Source organism: Bradyrhizobium sp. USDA 3315 (assembly GCF_054056795.1).
In genome coordinates, this window is the sequence record NZ_JBSRYP010000001.1 from 7,766,813 (window position 1) to 7,782,699 (window position 15,887).

The 15,887-nt window shown below is 65.1% G+C and carries 12 protein-coding genes and 1 tRNA gene; 4 read left to right on the plus strand and 9 right to left on the minus strand.

Annotation, left to right across the window (positions count from 1 at the left end; genetic code table 11):
* The first annotated feature begins 97 nt into the window (after window positions 1–97).
* Genes ACVIYL_RS36530 through ACVIYL_RS36540 form a run of 3 tightly spaced genes read left to right on the plus strand, consistent with a single transcriptional unit; the run spans window position 98 to window position 5,028 of the window.
* Entirely contained in the window at window positions 98–1,267 is a 1,170-nt protein-coding gene (locus tag ACVIYL_RS36530) for an efflux RND transporter periplasmic adaptor subunit (protein WP_456780866.1), read from the plus strand.
* A complete protein-coding gene (locus tag ACVIYL_RS36535; RefSeq protein WP_456780867.1) occupies window positions 1,264–4,416 on the plus strand; it encodes an efflux RND transporter permease subunit in 3,153 nt (1,050 codons plus the stop codon). The genes ACVIYL_RS36530 and ACVIYL_RS36535 overlap by 4 nt, the downstream gene beginning before the upstream one ends.
* 57 nt (window positions 4,417–4,473) lie before the next feature.
* Window positions 4,474–5,028: an invasion associated locus B family protein gene (locus ACVIYL_RS36540; protein WP_253609144.1), complete on the plus strand. Its 555-nt coding sequence runs from the start codon at window positions 4,474–4,476 to the stop codon at window positions 5,026–5,028.
* 10 nt (window positions 5,029–5,038) lie between these two features.
* Here ACVIYL_RS36540 and ACVIYL_RS36545 read toward each other — a convergent pair whose 3' ends face one another.
* The 3 genes from ACVIYL_RS36545 to ACVIYL_RS36555 all read right to left on the minus strand — a co-directional run bounded on the left by ACVIYL_RS36545 (window position 5,039) and on the right by ACVIYL_RS36555 (window position 8,357).
* On the minus strand, window positions 5,039–5,446 hold the full coding sequence (locus ACVIYL_RS36545; protein ID WP_018271115.1) for a GNAT family N-acetyltransferase: 408 nt from the start codon (window positions 5,444–5,446) through the stop codon (window positions 5,039–5,041).
* Between the two features lie 175 nt (window positions 5,447–5,621).
* Window positions 5,622–5,695 (minus strand) — tRNA-Gln (locus ACVIYL_RS36550).
* Window positions 5,696–5,876: 181 nt separating this feature from the next.
* Window positions 5,877–8,357: a penicillin-binding protein 1A gene (locus ACVIYL_RS36555; protein ID WP_456780868.1), complete on the minus strand. Its 2,481-nt coding sequence runs from the start codon at window positions 8,355–8,357 to the stop codon at window positions 5,877–5,879.
* Window positions 8,358–8,916: 559 nt separating this feature from the next.
* Between ACVIYL_RS36555 and ACVIYL_RS36560 the strand changes: the two genes are divergently transcribed.
* Window positions 8,917–9,252, plus strand: a complete 336-nt coding sequence (locus tag ACVIYL_RS36560) for a hypothetical protein (RefSeq protein WP_456780869.1) — start codon at window positions 8,917–8,919, stop codon at window positions 9,250–9,252.
* 122 nt (window positions 9,253–9,374) lie between these two features.
* Here ACVIYL_RS36560 and ggt read toward each other — a convergent pair whose 3' ends face one another.
* The 6 genes from ggt to ACVIYL_RS36590 form a co-directional block, all read right to left on the minus strand.
* On the minus strand, window positions 9,375–11,111 hold the full coding sequence (ggt, locus tag ACVIYL_RS36565; RefSeq protein ID WP_253609147.1) for a gamma-glutamyltransferase: 1,737 nt from the start codon (window positions 11,109–11,111) through the stop codon (window positions 9,375–9,377).
* An 84-nt stretch (window positions 11,112–11,195) separates the two neighbouring features.
* Window positions 11,196–12,695 carry an amino acid permease gene (locus ACVIYL_RS36570; protein WP_456781924.1) on the minus strand — a complete coding sequence of 500 codons (1,500 nt, stop codon included), beginning with the start codon at window positions 12,693–12,695 and terminating at the stop codon, window positions 11,196–11,198.
* 146 nt (window positions 12,696–12,841) lie between these two features.
* Entirely contained in the window at window positions 12,842–13,150 is a 309-nt protein-coding gene (locus ACVIYL_RS36575) for a BA14K family protein (RefSeq protein WP_253609149.1), read from the minus strand.
* Between the two features lie 137 nt (window positions 13,151–13,287).
* Window positions 13,288–13,785, minus strand: a complete 498-nt coding sequence (locus tag ACVIYL_RS36580) for a c-type cytochrome (RefSeq protein WP_253610035.1) — start codon at window positions 13,783–13,785, stop codon at window positions 13,288–13,290.
* Between the two features lie 34 nt (window positions 13,786–13,819).
* Entirely contained in the window at window positions 13,820–15,097 is a 1,278-nt protein-coding gene (gene soxC / locus ACVIYL_RS36585; protein ID WP_253609150.1) for a sulfite dehydrogenase, read from the minus strand.
* A gap of 221 nt (window positions 15,098–15,318) precedes the next feature.
* Window positions 15,319–15,789 (minus strand): DUF1801 domain-containing protein, encoded by a 471-nt coding sequence (locus ACVIYL_RS36590; RefSeq protein ID WP_253609151.1) that lies wholly within the window; start codon window positions 15,787–15,789, stop codon window positions 15,319–15,321.
* Between the last annotated feature and the right edge of the window lie 98 nt (window positions 15,790–15,887).

The following is a 15,887-nucleotide window of genomic DNA, read 5'->3' on the forward strand; positions in this document are numbered from 1 at the left end:
TGGTGTGTTTACACATTAAGTGCACGCATATTATATCCGCAAGCTCTGTGAACCGTTTCGATCAGCCTTTATTGTTACGTCGAACCCAAGAGTCCGTATGTCAAAGTCACGCACCATCGGTTGGGTTTTAGTGATCGCTGCGGTCGGCGCCGCCGGTTATTTCGGCTGGCAGAAACACACGAGCAACCAACAGGCGGCCGAAGCCGCCCAGAAGCGCTCCGCCCAACGCCCGGCCGTCCCGGTCAAGATCTCGCCGGTCGAGAAGGCCGACTTCCCGGTCTATCTCACGGGTCTCGGCACCGTGCAGGCATTCAACACCGTCCAGGTCCGCACCCGGGTCGACGGCCAGATCACCAGGATCGCTTTCAAGGAAGGCCAGTTCGTCAAGGCCGGGGACACGCTGGTCGAGATCGATCCGCGGCCCTATCAGGCAACGCTCGACCAGGCCAAGGCCAAGAAGGCCCAGGACGAAGCCAATCTCGCCAACGCCAATCTCGACCTGCAGCGCACCACCAGGCTCGGCGAGTTCGCGACACGCCAGCAGCTCGACACCCAGCGCTCCACGGTGGCGCAGCTGACCGCCCAGATCTCGGCTGACGAGGCCGCCATCTTCAACGCCCAGACCCAGGTGGACTACACCACCGTCAAGTCCCCGATCGACGGCATTGTCGGCCTGCGACTGGTCGATATCGGCAACATCGTCAATGCCTCGGCCCAGACTGGCATTGTCACGATCACCCAGATCGAGCCGATCACGGTGATCTTCACCGCGCCGGAAGACCAGCTGCCGGATATCAAGGCGGCGCTGGCCGTGGCGCCGCCCAAGACCATTGCCCTGACCACCGACGGCAAGCGGGTGCTATCCACGGGAACCCTGGCGCTGATCAACAATCAGGTCGACACGTCAAGCGGGACTGTCCGGCTGAAGGCGGTGTTTGATAACAAGGACCACGCGCTGTGGCCGGGCCAGTCGGTCTCGACCCGCCTTCTGGTCAGAACCTTGAAGGATGCCACCGTCGTCCCGGATGACGCGGTGCAGCATGGCACCGATGGCCTCTACGCGTATTCAGTCAATCAGGAGAACAAGGCCGAGCTTCGCAAGATCAAGGTCAGTCAGTCGATCGACGGCAAGTCGGTGATCGACGAGGGCCTGTCGCCGGGACAGCAGGTGATCACCGCGGGCCAGTACAAGGTCTCGCCGGGAACCCTGGTGACAACGGCGGTGGCGAGCTCGGATCCGTCCCAGTCGAAGGTTGCGCAGGAATGAGCGTCGGCGCCGGAATTTCCGCACCATTCATTCGTTTCCCCATCGGCACCTCGCTGCTGATGGCAGGCATCCTGTTCGTCGGTCTCGTCGCCTATCCCCTGCTGCCGGTCGCGCCGCTGCCGCAGGTCGACTTCCCCACCATCCAGATCACCGCGACCCTGCCCGGCGCCAGCCCGGAAACGATGGCGACATCGGTCGCCCAGCCGCTGGAACGCCAGTTCGCGCAGATCCCGGGCATCGCGCAGATGACCTCGACGAGCTATCTCGGCACGGCGGCGGTCACCATCCAGTTCGACCTCAACCGCAGCATCGACGGCGCCGCCAATGACGTGCAGGCCGCCATCAACGCGGCCAGCGGCCAGTTGCCGAAAACCCTTCCCTCGCCGCCGACCTACCGCAAGGTCAACCCGGCGGACTCGCCGATCATGCTGCTGTCGGCGACATCGGACACGCTGCCGCTGACGACGGTCAGCGATGCCGTCGACGCCCAGCTGGCGCAGCAGATCAGCCAGATCTCGGGCGTTGCGCAGGTCATCATCGGCGGCCAGCAGAAGCCGTCGGTTCGCGTCCAGATCGACCCGGCCAAGCTCGTCGCCAAGGGCCTGTCGCTGGAGGACGTCCGCGCCGCGATCAACATCGCCACCGTCGACAGTCCGAAGGGCAATATCGACGGCGCCACCCGCGCCTATACCATCTACGCCAACGACCAGTTGCTGACGGCAAGCCCGTGGAACGACGTCATCATCGCCTACCGCAACGGCGGGCCGCTGCGGATCCGTGACATCGGCCAGGCCGTCACCGGGCCCGAGGACGCCAAGCAGGCCGCCTGGGCCAACGGCAAGCGCGGCGTATTCCTCGTCATCTTCAAGCAGCCCGGCGCCAACGTCATCGACACCGTCGACAAGATCAAGGCGACGCTGCCCCGGCTGGTCGCCGCGATCCCGCCGGCGATCAAGATCGACGTCATCAGCGACCGCACCACCACGATCCGCGCGGCGGTCGAGGACGTCCAGTTCACCCTGCTGCTGACCATCTTCCTGGTCGTGATGGTGATCTTCGTCTTCCTGCGCAGTTTCTGGGCGACCGTGATCCCGACAGTCACGGTGCCATTGGCGCTGCTCGGCGCCTGCGCGCTGATGTGGGTGTTCGGCTACACGCTCGACAATCTGTCGCTGATGGCGCTGACGATCGCGGTCGGCTTCGTGGTCGACGACGCCATCGTGATGCTGGAGAACATCAGCCGCTACATCGAAGAGGGCGAGAAGCCGATGGCTGCCGCCTTCAGGGGCTCGCAGGAAATCGGCTTCACCATCGTTTCGATCAGCATCTCGCTGGTCGCGGTGCTGATCCCGCTGCTGCTGATGGGCGGCATCATCGGCCGCCTGTTCCGCGAATTCGCGGTCGTGCTGGCGATGACCATCTTCGTCTCGATGTTCGTGTCGCTGACGCTGACCCCGATGATGGCCTCGCGCTTCCTGCGCGCCCACAATGACGAGAAGCACGGCCGGTTCTACCAGCTCAGCGAGCGCGGCTTCGACGCCATGCTGCGCGGCTATCAGAGCGTGCTCGACCTCGCTTTGCGCTGGAAGTTCACGACGTTGATGATCTTCTTCGGGACGCTGGCGCTGTCAGTCTACCTGTTCGTCGTCATCCCGAAGGGCTTCTTCCCGCAGCAGGACGTCGGCCTGATCACCGCGACCTCGGAAGCCAACCAGGACATCTCCTTCGCCGACATGAAGCGGAAGCAGGAGGAACTCGGCAAGATCGTGCAGCAGGATCCCGCGGTGGCGACGGTGGCGATGGCGATCGGCGGCAGCGGCCGCGCCGGCAACAACGGCGCGATGTACATCACGCTGAAGCCGCTGAAGGATCGCGACGCCAACGCGCAGCAGGTCATCGCCCGGCTGCGGCCGAAGCTGGAGAAGGTCGAGGGTGCCCGGCTGTTCATGCAGGCGGCGCAGGACGTCCGCCTCGGCGGCCGCCCGACCCGCACCCAGTTCGAATTCACGCTGCAGGATGCCAACCTCGCCGAATTGAACGAATGGGCGCCGAAGATTCTCGGCAAGATGCAGACGCTGCCGCAGCTGCGCGACGTCGCCACCGACCAGCAGACCAACGGCACCACGCTCGAATTGAAGATCAACCGCGACACCGCCTCGCGCTATGGCATCCAGCCGCAGCTGATCGACGACACGCTCTATGACGCGTTCGGCCAGCGCCAGGTGACGCAGTACTTCACCCAGCTCAACAGCTACCACGTCATCCTCGAGGTGTTGCCGGAGCTCCAGGGCGCGATCGACACGCTGAACAAGATCTACATCAAGTCTCCGCTGACCGGCGAACAGGTGCCGATCTCGACCTTCGCGACCTGGACCAGCGTGCCGGTACGGCCGCTCTCGATCAGCCACCAGGGCCAGTTCCCGGCGATCACCATCTCGTTCAACCTGGCGCAGGGTGTTGCGCTCGGCCAGGCGACGGAAGCGGTGCAGAAGGCGATGGTCGACCTTGGCGCGCCGCCGACACTGAGCTCGAGCTTCCAGGGTACCGCGCAGGCGTTCCAGCAATCGCTGTCGACCGTCCCGCTGTTGATCCTCGCGGCGCTCGTGGTCGTCTACCTGATCCTCGGCATTCTCTATGAGAGCTACATCCACCCGATCACGATTCTGTCGACGCTGCCGTCGGCCGGCGTCGGCGCGCTCGCGATCCTGATGGCGGCCGGCTTCGACTTCTCGCTGATCGCGCTGATCGGCATCATCCTGTTGATCGGCATCGTGAAGAAGAACGGCATCATGATGGTCGACTTCGCGATCGCGGCCGAGCGCGACCAGCACATGGAGCCGGTGGCGGCGATCCGCCAGGCCGCCCTGCTCCGCTTCCGCCCGATCATGATGACGACGATGGCCGCTTTGCTCGGCGGCGTGCCGCTGATGCTAGGGACCGGCACCGGCTCGGAAATCCGCCAGCCGCTCGGCTACGCCATGGTCGGCGGCCTGATCGTCAGCCAGGCGCTGACGCTGTTCACGACGCCGGTCGTCTATCTCTATCTCGACAGGCTCTCCAACGCGTTTGCCAACTGGGGCCGCTCGCCGCCCGCCGACCACGACGCTGACGACAGCGAGCATGGATCGGTCAAGGAGGCCGCCGAGTGACTTGACTTTGCCGGCATCCCGGCACATCCGAAAGATGTCCATTTCGGAGCCGGTACCGTGAAGATTGTCGCAAAGTCGCTCTTCGTCCTGTTCACCGTGTTCGGCATAGCCCACTCCGGCCACGCCCAGACGGCCAAGAGCAAGAACGCGCCCACTCCGGCAGCTGCGCCCGCGGCTCCTCAGGGTGATACAGCAGCCCCCAACAACTCCGGCTGGGTCGCGCGCTGTACCAGTGCGAGCCGCGACGCTCCGCTCGAATGCGCGATGGAACAGACCGCGGTGCTCACCAAGACCGGCCAGCTCATCGTGCTGGTCAATATCCGCGTTCCCGGCGACACCCGCACGCCGGTGGCGCTGATCCAGCTTCCACTCGGATTGAACCTGCCTGTCGGCGCCAAGCTGCAGGTCGACGACGGCAAGGCCGTCGACGTGCCGATCCAGACTTGCGAGGCGCGCGGCTGCTACATCAATACGCCGATCGCCGCCGATGTCCTGACCCAGCTGAAATCGGGCAAGCAGCTGAAGGTGTCGTTCCAGAATCTCGGCAAGGAAACCATCTCCATCCCGATGCCGCTCGCCGATTTCGCGACGGTCTACGACAAGATCAAGTAACGCCGCGCAGTTATCGCTCCCGCTTGTAGAGGAACGCGTTGTCCGGCTGCGGCATGCCGATGGTCTTGTAGAACCCAATCGAGTCCGGCGCCGACAACAGCAGGCACATCGATTCAGGTCCGGCGAGGCGCCGCGTTTCCGCGATCAGACGCTTGCCGATGCCATGTCCCTGGTACCCGCGATCGACCGCAAGGTCCGACAAATAGCAGCAATAGGCGAAATCGGTCAGCGCGCGCGACACGCCGACCAACTTGCCCGCCTTCCGCGCCGTCACGATCAGATTCGCATTGGCGATCATGCGCTCCATCCGGTCGGTATCCGCCAGCGGTCGCCGCTCGCCGAGGCCCGACTGCCGCAGCACCTCGATGAACTCATCGACGCCGATCGACGCTTCGCGGGCATAGAGAATTTCGTCCATCAGCCTAAACCTCTGGTGCAACGAGCCGGACCACACGCGCGAGACCATGGTGGATTACGCCGGACCAATCCACCCTCATGCCGTGATGGCACACATACGACTGGACCTCCGTCGGCAGCTGCAGCCGGCAATCTCGTCGGGATTTGAGAGGCTGATTCACGCCACCGAGGCGGATTGGCTGGGGAACCTGGATTCGAACCAAGACAAACAGAGTCAGAGTCTGTTGTGCTACCGTTACACCATTCCCCAAGAATAGTCCGTGGTATCAACAGCTTAGCTGGATGACTGGACATCTCGGTGCAGCGGGTTCGCCTGCCAAATCAGCGCCCGCGCGAGAGCGACCTTCTACCCGCTTGGTCCCACGCTTGGCAAGCATTGTTGGCGAGGAATGGGCGTGAAAATCGCGGCCCGAAGGCCTGCCCACCAAGCCTCAGTACAGCCCGCCCGTCCCTGACCGCATCACGGCCCGATCGGCGTCCGGCGAAATGCCCTGCTGGGTGCCGTCGATCACATCGGTACCGGCGACCATCCCGGGATCATTGACCGGCGGCGCCTGGCCCGGCTTGAAGGCTTCGAGCACCACGCCCCTGTTCTGACCGGGCGCGGCGCGCTGGCCGGTCTTGGCATCGACCAGGACCAGCCGGATGCCGACCGGCTGCTTGAACGGGGTGGCGGGCTTGTCGGCCAGCGCGAGCTTGAGGAAGTCGCGCGCGATCGGCGCCGCGGTGTGGCCGGCCTGCGCGTTGCGGCCGAGCGAGCGCGGCTTGTCGTAGCCGACATAGAGACCGACCACGAGGTCCGGCGAGAAGCCGACGAACCAGAGATCCTTGGCCTCGTTCGAGGTGCCGGTCTTGCCGGCGAGCGGCTTGCCGACGTCCTTCAGCGCGGTGCCGGTACCGGCCTGAATCACGCCCTCCATCAGCGAGGTGATCTGGTAGGCGGACATCGCGTCGAGCACCCGCTCGCGGCGGTCGACGAGCTGCGGCTCCGGCTGGTTCTTCCAGCCCTCCGGCGCGTCGCAGCCGCGACATTCGCGCTGATCGTGCTTGAAGATGGTGTGGCCGTAGCGGTCCTGGATGCGGTCGATCAAGGTCGGCTTCACGCGGACGCCGCCATTGGCGATCATCGAATAGGCCGTGGCCATCCGCATCACCGTGGTTTCGCCGGCGCCGAGCGCGTAGGCGAGATAGTTCGGCAACTCGTCATAGACGCCGAAGCGCTTTGCATATTCGCCGATCAGCGGCATGCCGATTTCCTGCGCCAGCCGCACGGTCACCGTGTTGAGCGAGAGCCGCAGCGCGTTGCGCAGCGTCACCTGGCCCTGATACTTGCCGGTCGAGAAGTTTTCGGGCCGCCAGATGTTGCCCTGCCCCTGGTCGATCTCGATCGGGGCGTCGATCATCATGGTCGATCCGGTGTAGCCGTTGTCGAGCGCCGACGAATAGACGATCGGCTTGAAGGTCGAGCCGGGCTGCCGATAGGCCTGCGTCGCGCGGTTGAACTGGCTCTGGTCGAACGAGAAGCCGCCGACCATCGCCAGCACGCGGCCGGTGTGCGGATCCATCGCCACCATCGCACCCGACAGTTCGGGGATCTGGCGCAGCCGGTACTGGCCTTCGATGCGCTGGCCGTCCTTGCTGAAGAGCGGGTCGGCGTAGATCACGTCGCCGGGCTGCAGCACCTGCGCCACCGATGTCGGCGTCTTGCCCTTGCTCTTGGCCCAGCGCACGCCGTCCATCGTGATGATGCCGGTATCGCGCTGCTTGCTAATGGCGCCGCCGAGCTCGCGGCCCGGCTGGAAGCCGATCCGCGCCGACTGGTCGTTGCTCTCCAGCACCACCGCCATCCGCCACGGCGAGATGTCGGACAGCGACTTGATCTCGGCGAGCGGCACGCCCCAGTCACTGGTCAGGTCGAGCTTCTGGATCGCACCGCGATAGCCCTGCTGCTCGTCATAGTTCACGAGCCCAGCCACCATGGCCTTGCGCGCCATCACCTGGATCTTGGGATCGAGCGTGGTGCGCACCGATAGGCCGCCCTCATAGAGCTTCTTCTCGCCATAGCGCTCGAAGATGTCGCGGCGGACTTCTTCCGAGAAGTATTCGCCGGCGAAGGTGTGCGCGCCATTGCTGCGGTTGGTGACGGTCAGCGGCTCCTTGCGCGCCTTGTCGGCGTCGGCCGCGGTGATCCAGCCGTTCTCCTGCAGGCGATCGATCACGTAGTTGCGGCGCTCGACGGCGCGCGCGCGGTTGCGCACCGGATGCAGGCTGGCCGGCATTTTCGGCAGCGCCGCCAGATAGGCCGCTTCCGCGACCGTCAGCTCATTGACGGACTTGTCGAAATACACCAGCGAGGCCGCCGCGATGCCGTAGGCGCCAAGGCCGAGATAGATTTCGTTGAGATAGAGCTCGAGGATCTTGTCCTTGGAGTAAGCCCGCTCGATTCGCATCGCCAGCAAGGCTTCCTTGATCTTGCGGGTGAACGACACCTCGTTGGTCAAAAGGAAGTTCTTGGCGACCTGCTGGGTGATCGTCGAGGCGCCCTGCGGCCGCCGGTTGGAACCGAAGTTCTGGATGTAGGCGACACCGGCGCGCGCCATGCCGGTGTAGTCGACGCCGCCATGCTCGTAGAAATTCTTGTCCTCGGCGGCGAGGAACGCGTTGATCACGAGCTTCGGCACCGCCTGGATCGGCAGATAAAGCCTGCGCTCCTTGGCGTATTCGCCGAGCAGCGAGCCGTCGGCCGCGTGCACGCGGGTCATCACCGGCGGCTCGTAGTTCTGGAGCTGCGAATACTCGGGCAGGTCCTTGGAGAAATGCCAGAACAGCCCTGCGACCGCGGCCAAACCAGCCAGGAACAGGATGGTGCCTGCGGTGAACAGGAACCCGAAGAACCGCAACAGAAATTTCATCGACCAGATTTCCGTGGCGAATACGTCGCTCGTTCTGAGCGCGCTGCGTGCCACTTAGGCCGCCCGGTATATCGGTCGCTCCATGGACCTGCAATTCAACACCGGAGAATTAAAGCAAGCCAGGCGTCAAACTTATGCCATAGAGCCCGGCTCGCGCCCGCAGCCAAATCGGCAGACCTCGCCGACTGGCAGCGCCCCGCGGAGGCTGCATCGATCTCCGCTGCAGCGCTGCGCGCTTCGCGCACCGCGCCTGATAGCGCTGCGGTCTCGATACGCTTGCGCGGAGAGCACGTTCCGAAAGAAAAGCGCGGGCCGGACGGATCGATTCCCCGATCCGGCCGACGATTTGGGTGCTGCGACATCAGAAACCGGTGGACAGCGCCGGCGCGCCAATCACATTAAGGATTTGTTAACTATAACTACCGCAAGTTGTTGGCATACACCGACTCGCGACGGGCTGATTTGGATGGCACTGCGCGGATTTAAACGGCCATTTACGGCCGACCCTAACGTTCTTGGATTTCCAAGACCACCCGCATCGGCCATGGGCACAGAAGCCTTGGACCTCGTCTACCAGGCGGCGGATTTGTTCCGCAGCATCGAGGACAGGGCTCGCGCCGGCGAAGCGCGCGCCGAGGCCGCCGAACAGGCGCAGCTCGAAATCATTGCCGCCACCGAGCGCAAATTGAGGGATGCGTCGCGGGCGCTTGAGGAAGCCCGACGGCGCATCGAGTCCCAACAGGAGCAACTCGATGCGGCCGAATTCCGCGCCCAGGCCGCCGAAGCCGAGGCGCGCGAAGCCAAGCAATCCCTGGCTCTGATCGAAGACGCGATCCGCCGGCGCCTGCTGCTGACCAGCGGGCAAAAGGACGGCAGGTCGACCGCCGTCGCCTGACCGCAGCACGGATCAATTGGAGCGGCAGCCCGCACGAGCGGAGCGACATGCGGGAGCTCAACAAGACCCGGATGTCGCTTCGCTCATCCGGGCTACGGATTGTCGCTAGCTAGCCGTCACCATCAATAGCCCGCGGCGAGCCCCGAATTGCGGCGCGGGTCGTTCGCGCCATAGAAGCGGTTGCTGCCGACCGGCTTGCCGCCCAGCGACGGCGCGCCGATGATAATCACCGCGAGGTGGTTGGCCGGATGCGGCGGGCCGAATTTGTGGCCCATGCCCTCCAGGATCTTCCGCGTATCCGGCGACAGCGTGTAGTCCTCGAGGTTGGTCGCCTCGGGGAGCCACTGCTGGTGGAAGCGCGGCATGTCCACGGCCTCCTGCGCGTTCATGCCGTAGTCGATGGCGTTGATCATCGTCAGCAGCACGGCGGTGATGATGCGGCTGCCGCCCGGGGTGCCCATCACGATGACCGGCTTGCCGTCCTTGGAGACGATGGTCGGGCTCATCGAGGACAGCGGACGCTTGCCGGGGACGATCGCGTTGGCCTCCCCCTGCACCAGCCCATACAGGTTCGGCACGCCGACCTTGGCGGTGAAGTCGTCCATCTCGTCGTTCAGCAGCACGCCGGTCCTGGCCGCCGTCACCTTGGCACCGAACCAGTCGTTCAGCGTGTAGGTGACCGACACCGCGTTGCCGTCCTTGTCGGCAATCGAATAGTGCGTGGTGTTGCTGCCCTCATGCGGCGGAACGCCGGGCTTGATGTCCCTGGACACACCGGCCTTGGCCGGGTCGATCGCGGCACGGATCTTCGCGGCGTAGGTCTTGTCGAGCAGGCGCTCGAGCGGATTTTTCACGAAGTCCGGATCGCCGAGATAGCTGTTGCGATCGACGTAAGCGTGGCGCATCGCCTCGATCTGGTAGTGCACCGCTTGCGCCGAGTGGTAGCCGAGCTCCTTCAGCGGATAGCCCTCGAGGATGTTGAGCATCTCGCAGATCACCACACCGCCCGAACTGGGCGGCGGCGCCGAGACCACGTGGTAACCGCGATAGTCACATTCGACCGGCGCCAGCTCGCGAACCCTGTAGTTGTCCAGATCCTCCTGCGTCAGCAGTCCCTTGCCGGCCTGGCTCGCGGCGACGATCGCAGCACCAACCCAGCCCTTGTAGAAGCCATCACTGCCGCGCTTGCTGATCTCGCGCAGCGTCTCGGCGAGCTCATGCTGCGTCAGCCGTTCGCCGACCTGGAACGGCTTGCCGTTGTTGAGGAAGATCGCGGCCGAGGCCGGATCGTCCTGAAAGTCCTTGGTCGAGGTCTGCAGCATGCTGACGTCGCCCTGGTCGAGCACAAAACCATCCTCCGCCAGTTGCAGCGCCGGCGCGATGACGTCAGCGCGCTTCATTGTGCCGTATTTCTCGCGCGCATACTCCATCCCGGCCACCGAGCCCGGTACGCCGACAGCGAGATGCCCCTTGGTCGAAAGGCCGGGGATAACGTTGCCGTCCTTGTCGAGATACATGTCGGCTGTGGCGCCTTTCGGCGCGGTCTCGCGGAAATCCAGGAAGGTCTTGCGGCCATCGGCGAACTGGATGGTCATGAACCCGCCGCCACCGAGATTGCCGGCGGCGGGATAGGCCACCGCAAGCGCGTAACCAACGGCGACCGCCGCATCGACCGCATTGCCGCCCCGCTTCAACACCTCGACGCCGACCTGGGTCGCGAGATGCTGCGCGGAGACCACCATGCCGTTCTCGGCAGCGGCCGGCGCAACCGAGGCTGCGCGACCGGGCGCAGCCGACGCGATGCTGATCGAGACGAGCGCGGCGACCATCCATCGCGCGCCTGCCGTTGGATTTTGCATGGAAGTCTCCCCGGGGAATGCCGGCCTGTCGCGGCTTGCGGTGCTATCTCAACGCGTACATCTAGCAGGCCGCACGCGCGCGCACTATAGGCCCGCGCGGTCCCCGCCGCCTGCCCGCAGCCGGCTGTGCCGTCTGCCATAGGCCGCATAGATCACAAGCCCGATCATTAGCCACACCGCGAGCCTGATCCAAGTGTCGAGCGGCAGGCCGAACATCAGGAACAGCGAGGTTGCAGCGGCGGCGGGGGCCACCAGCCAGATCGCCGGCGCCTTGAACGGACGCGGCAATTCCGGATCGCGCACGCGCAGCACCAGCGTGCCGATCGAGACCACCGTGAACGCGAACAGCGTGCCGATCGAGACCAGTTCGCCGACCAGCCCGATCGGCAACAGCCCACCGAGAAGAGCGGCCACGGTGCCGGCGAAGATGGTCGAGACATAGGGGGTCTGGAAGCGCGGATGGATCTTAGCGGCAAAGCCCGGCAGCAATCCGTCATGCGCCATGGCGCGAAAGATCCGCGGTTGCGCCAGCAGCATGATGAGGATCACCGATGTCAATCCGAACAGGATGCCGAGCTTGATGAACGGACCGAGCCAGCCGATACCGATCGCATCGATGCCGACCGCGATCGGATCGGGCACGCTGAGCCGGTCATAGGGCACGATGCCGGTCAGCACGAATCCGACCGCGACATAGAGCGCGGCGCAGATCACGAGCGAGCCGAGAATGCCGATCGGCATGTCGCGCTCCGGCGTCTTCGCTTCCTGCGCCGCGGTCGAGATCGCGTCGAAGCCGATATAGGCGAAGAACACCACCGCCGCGCCGCGGACCACGCCGGACCAGCCGAACACGCCAGGACCGGCATTCGGCGGGATCAGCGCGCCCTCCGGGTTGCTCGCCGTCACCCAGTTCGCCAGCGTCACCGAGGAAGCCGCGGTGGCGAGAAACAGCGCGATCACGACGAGCTTGACCACGACGACGAAGCTGGTGAAGCGCGCGGACTCGCGAATGCCGACCACCAGCAGCGTGGTCACGAAGGCGATGATCGCCATCGACGGGATGTTGATGACCGCACCGGTCGACGACCACGCGCCGGTGTTGACGTCGTAGGCGAGCGGCGCCGAGGTGAATTGCGGCGGCAGGTCGATGCCAAAATCGCGCATCAGACTGACGAAATAGCCGGACCACCCGACCGAGACCGCGATCGCGCCGACCGCGTATTCGAGGATCAGATCCCAGCCGATGATCCAGGCGATCAGTTCGCCGAGCGTGGCATAGGCATAGGTGTAGGCGCTGCCGCAGATCGGCACCGTCGACGACATCTCGGCGTAGCACAGGCCGGCGAAGGCGCAGGCCACCGCACCAATCATGAAGGAGAGCGTGACCGCGGGACCGGCATTGGCGGCGGCCGCGTGGCCCGTCAGCACGAAGATGCCGGCGCCGATGATGCCGCCGATACCGAGCGTGACCAGTTGCAACGCCGACAGCGACCGCCTGAAGATCGGCGTCTCCGCGTCGCCATCGGCCCGCGCCGCCTCCCGCAACAGGTCCGAGGTCGACTTTCGGTCCCAGAAACCGGCCAGAGCATCTGTCACGCCGGGTGTCCTCCGCCGCTCGGGTCCGGCGGGACCCGACACGATCGGCGGACTATAACGCGCCTAACGTCCAGTCGTTCGGGCGCCGGGCGAATGCCGGCGCCCTTATCCACCGCCAAGCGCGGTACAGGGCCTTATCGGCAGGGATGGCGGCGGCCGTCGCGGCCAAGGAAGGTACCGGACGCCGGATCGAATGAACGGTAGCGCGCGCAGGCGGAAGATGGCTCCGCCGCGGACATGGCGCCGTAGGCGTTCGCCGGATTGCTGCCGCGCTGCGCGGCCTCCTGGGCCTCGCCCCATGGCGTCAGGGCGCCGCCGTTGATCGCGCTGCGCCCGGGATTTTGCGCGTCGAAATATGCCGGCTCCGACATCTGGGCCGCGACCGGCGTAAACGTCATTCCCACGAGCAGCACAGCGGCTGCGACTGCCCATGACCTGGTCATGCGGCCTCTCCTATCGATCAATAAACGTGTGCCGGATGACGGCCGAGCCGCCCCCAAACGGAGATAGGGACGGCAATCCTCCAGGCACAGGGGCCACGACGTCACGATGCTGCGAGCCAGCCGGCCGTGCCTGCCGCTCAGTGGTTGTGCACGTCCGGCCGCGGATCGGAGACGAAGCCGTCGCGGTTCGGCATCTTGACGGCGGCGAGCGACTTGGCGTCGAGCACCGCATTGGCCGGCACGATGCCGTTCAGGCTGAGGATGTAGGCGGAAACCGCGTAGACGTCCTCATTGCTCAGCGACTGCGGCGCGTTCTGCGGCATCGCGCGGCGGATGTAGTCGAACAGCGTCGGCGCATAGGGCCAATAGCTGCCGACGGTGCGGATCGGCTTGAGACTCGCCAGCGTGCCCTGTCCGCCGACCAGGCGGTCGCCGACGCCGCCCTGCCCGTTGTCGCCGTGGCACGCCGCGCATTGCTCGCTGAACACCGTGCGGCCGCGCTCGACGCTGCCGTTGCCCGGCGGCAGGTTGGAGCCGTCACGGCCGATATCGATGTTCCAGCCGCCGATCTCGACAGGCGTTGCCGCACGCCCGATGCCAAAGCGATCCTCGGCCTGCCCGGCAGTCGCGAGCATCGCGATCGCACTCACGAGGAACGCCGCCTTGAGCTTACGCCTGGCCATTGGTCACCTCACCATTCGCATCGATGCGCCAGGGCCAGATCGCGTTGTTGTGGTAGAACGAGTTGAGACCGCGCACCTTGACCAATTCCGCCAGCGTCGGCTGGACGTATCCGGTCTCGTCGACGGCGCGGCTCTGGATCACGGCGGGTTTGCCGTCCCAATGCCAGGGCAAGCGGAAACGCGTGAGCGCGCGCGTCAACACCGGCTCCTGCAATTCGGCCTGCTGCCAGCTCTTGCCCTCGTCGAGCGAGACCTCGACGCTCTTGACCTTGCCGTGACCGCTCCAGGCGATGCCGGTAATCTCGTGAAAGCCCTGCGCGGTCAGCTTCTGCCCGCCGGACGGCCGCGTGATGATCGACTTGGCTTCCATATAGAAGGTGAATTCGCGCGACGTGCCGTCGGGCATCGGGTCGGTGTATTTCGAGGTCTCCTCGCGCGAATAGGCCGGCTCGGCGACGACCTTGAGCCGGCGCAGCCACTTCACGTTCATGTTGCCCTCGAAGCCGGGCAGCAACAGGCGCAGCGGATAGCCCTGCTGCGGGCGCAGCCGCTCGCCATTCTGGCTGTAGACCAGCATGGCGTCGTCGAGGCATTTCTCGATCGGGATCGAGCGCGTCAACGCCGCCGCGTCGGCGCCTTCGGCCACGATCCATTTGGCACCCGCCTGCAGGCCCGCCTCGTCCAGCACCGTCTTGAGCGGCACGCCGGTCCATTCCGCACAGCTCAGCAGGCCGACGAGGTCGGAGGCCGTCTTGCCGTACGGCTTGGTGTAGACCGGATTGCCGGAGCACTCGAGGAAGTGGATGCGCGACTGCGACGGAAAGCGGCGGATGTCCTCCATCGTGAACACCAGCGGGCGATCGACCATGCCATGCAGCACCAGCCGGTGCTCGGCCGGGTCGATGGTCGGCACGCCGCCATGGTGGCGTTCGTAGAACAAACCGTTCGGCGTGATGATGCCGTCGAGCTCCTGCAGCGGCGTGCGGCCCGAAGCGGAGATGTATTGCGGCAGCGTCTTCGAGATGTTCTTGACGACAGCCTTCTCGTGAACCGACGGCGTGCCATAGGGCTGGCTTCCCATCGGGTCGCCGGGCGCTTTCATCCATTCCGGCACATTGGGCGGAAGATTATTCCCCTGTTCGGCAAGCGCGGTAGAACCGGCAACTCCCGATATGGCGGAGCCACCGGCCAGTGCTGCGCCGGCCTGAAGGAATCGCCTGCGAGACGCCTCTCGCACGCGCTTGTCCGTCGTGTGTTCGCTCATCGACGTTTTCCTCTGACGTTACCAGAGCATGATCCGGAAAAGTGCGAAGCGGTTTTCCGAAAAGATCATGCCAGGACAACAATCCAAAGCGCGATGGGGATTCATCGGGCTTTGGTGCAGCCTAACACCAAAGGGCTGAGGCGAGGCAATGCTCTATCGCGCAGAGCTGCATCGACAGCGCGTCGTGGCCGCTGCTTACCGGTCCTGACCTGCGTTGCCACTCACATCCGTTCGCCGGGCAATTGACTGGCTTGCTTCACCCACGCGGTGAACTGGGCTTCGTCGAGCTCGTCGTTCTCGTGAATGTCGAGATAGCGCGTGTGCTGCTGCTTGGACTCGCCCGGCGGCACCGGATGCAGCGACGCACCGCGAAAGAAAGCCACCTTGACGTAGCGCGTGAAGACATGGATGCCGAGGAACCAGCCGTCGCCTTCCATGCCGTAGAGCGGCGAGTTCCACTTCACCGCCTTGTGCACGCCGGGGACGGCACGCACGATGAGCGCGTCAAGCTTGCGCCCGACGTCGCGCTTCCACCCGGGCATCGCGGCGATATAGGCTTGCACCGGAGCATCGCCATAGCCTTTTGCGATCTGCGGATTGCTGCCCGCGAGCAGACGCGGCTTTGCAGAGCCACGCTTCGCGGCGCTCTTTTTCGCCCCCTTCGCCGACGTCTTTCGCGTCTTGCCAGCCATTGTGCCCGCTCTCACCGGTTCAAATTTCGCGCGGCGCAGCGTCCGCCGCCGCGAACCGGATCATATCGGTTGCGCGTCGGCGCTGTCGTCAGCGACCG

What these genes read in the sequence shown, in the direction of transcription:
- ACVIYL_RS36530 (WP_456780866.1), top strand. Translation starts at nt 98, where the DNA reads ATGTCAAAGTCACGCACCATCGGTTGGGTTTTAGTGATCGCTGCGGTC.
- ACVIYL_RS36535 (WP_456780867.1), top strand. Translation starts at nt 1,264, where the DNA reads ATGAGCGTCGGCGCCGGAATTTCCGCACCATTCATTCGTTTCCCCATC.
- ACVIYL_RS36545 (WP_018271115.1), bottom strand. Translation starts at nt 5,446, where the DNA reads ATGGACGAAATTCTCTATGCCCGCGAAGCGTCGATCGGCGTCGATGAG.
- ACVIYL_RS36555 (WP_456780868.1), bottom strand. Translation starts at nt 8,357, where the DNA reads ATGAAATTTCTGTTGCGGTTCTTCGGGTTCCTGTTCACCGCAGGCACC.
- ggt (WP_253609147.1), bottom strand. Translation starts at nt 11,111, where the DNA reads ATGCAAAATCCAACGGCAGGCGCGCGATGGATGGTCGCCGCGCTCGTC.
- ACVIYL_RS36575 (WP_253609149.1), bottom strand. Translation starts at nt 13,150, where the DNA reads ATGACCAGGTCATGGGCAGTCGCAGCCGCTGTGCTGCTCGTGGGAATG.
- ACVIYL_RS36580 (WP_253610035.1), bottom strand. Translation starts at nt 13,785, where the DNA reads ATGCTCGCGACTGCCGGGCAGGCCGAGGATCGCTTTGGCATCGGGCGT.
- soxC (WP_253609150.1), bottom strand. Translation starts at nt 15,097, where the DNA reads ATGAGCGAACACACGACGGACAAGCGCGTGCGAGAGGCGTCTCGCAGG.
- ACVIYL_RS36590 (WP_253609151.1), bottom strand. Translation starts at nt 15,789, where the DNA reads ATGGCTGGCAAGACGCGAAAGACGTCGGCGAAGGGGGCGAAAAAGAGC.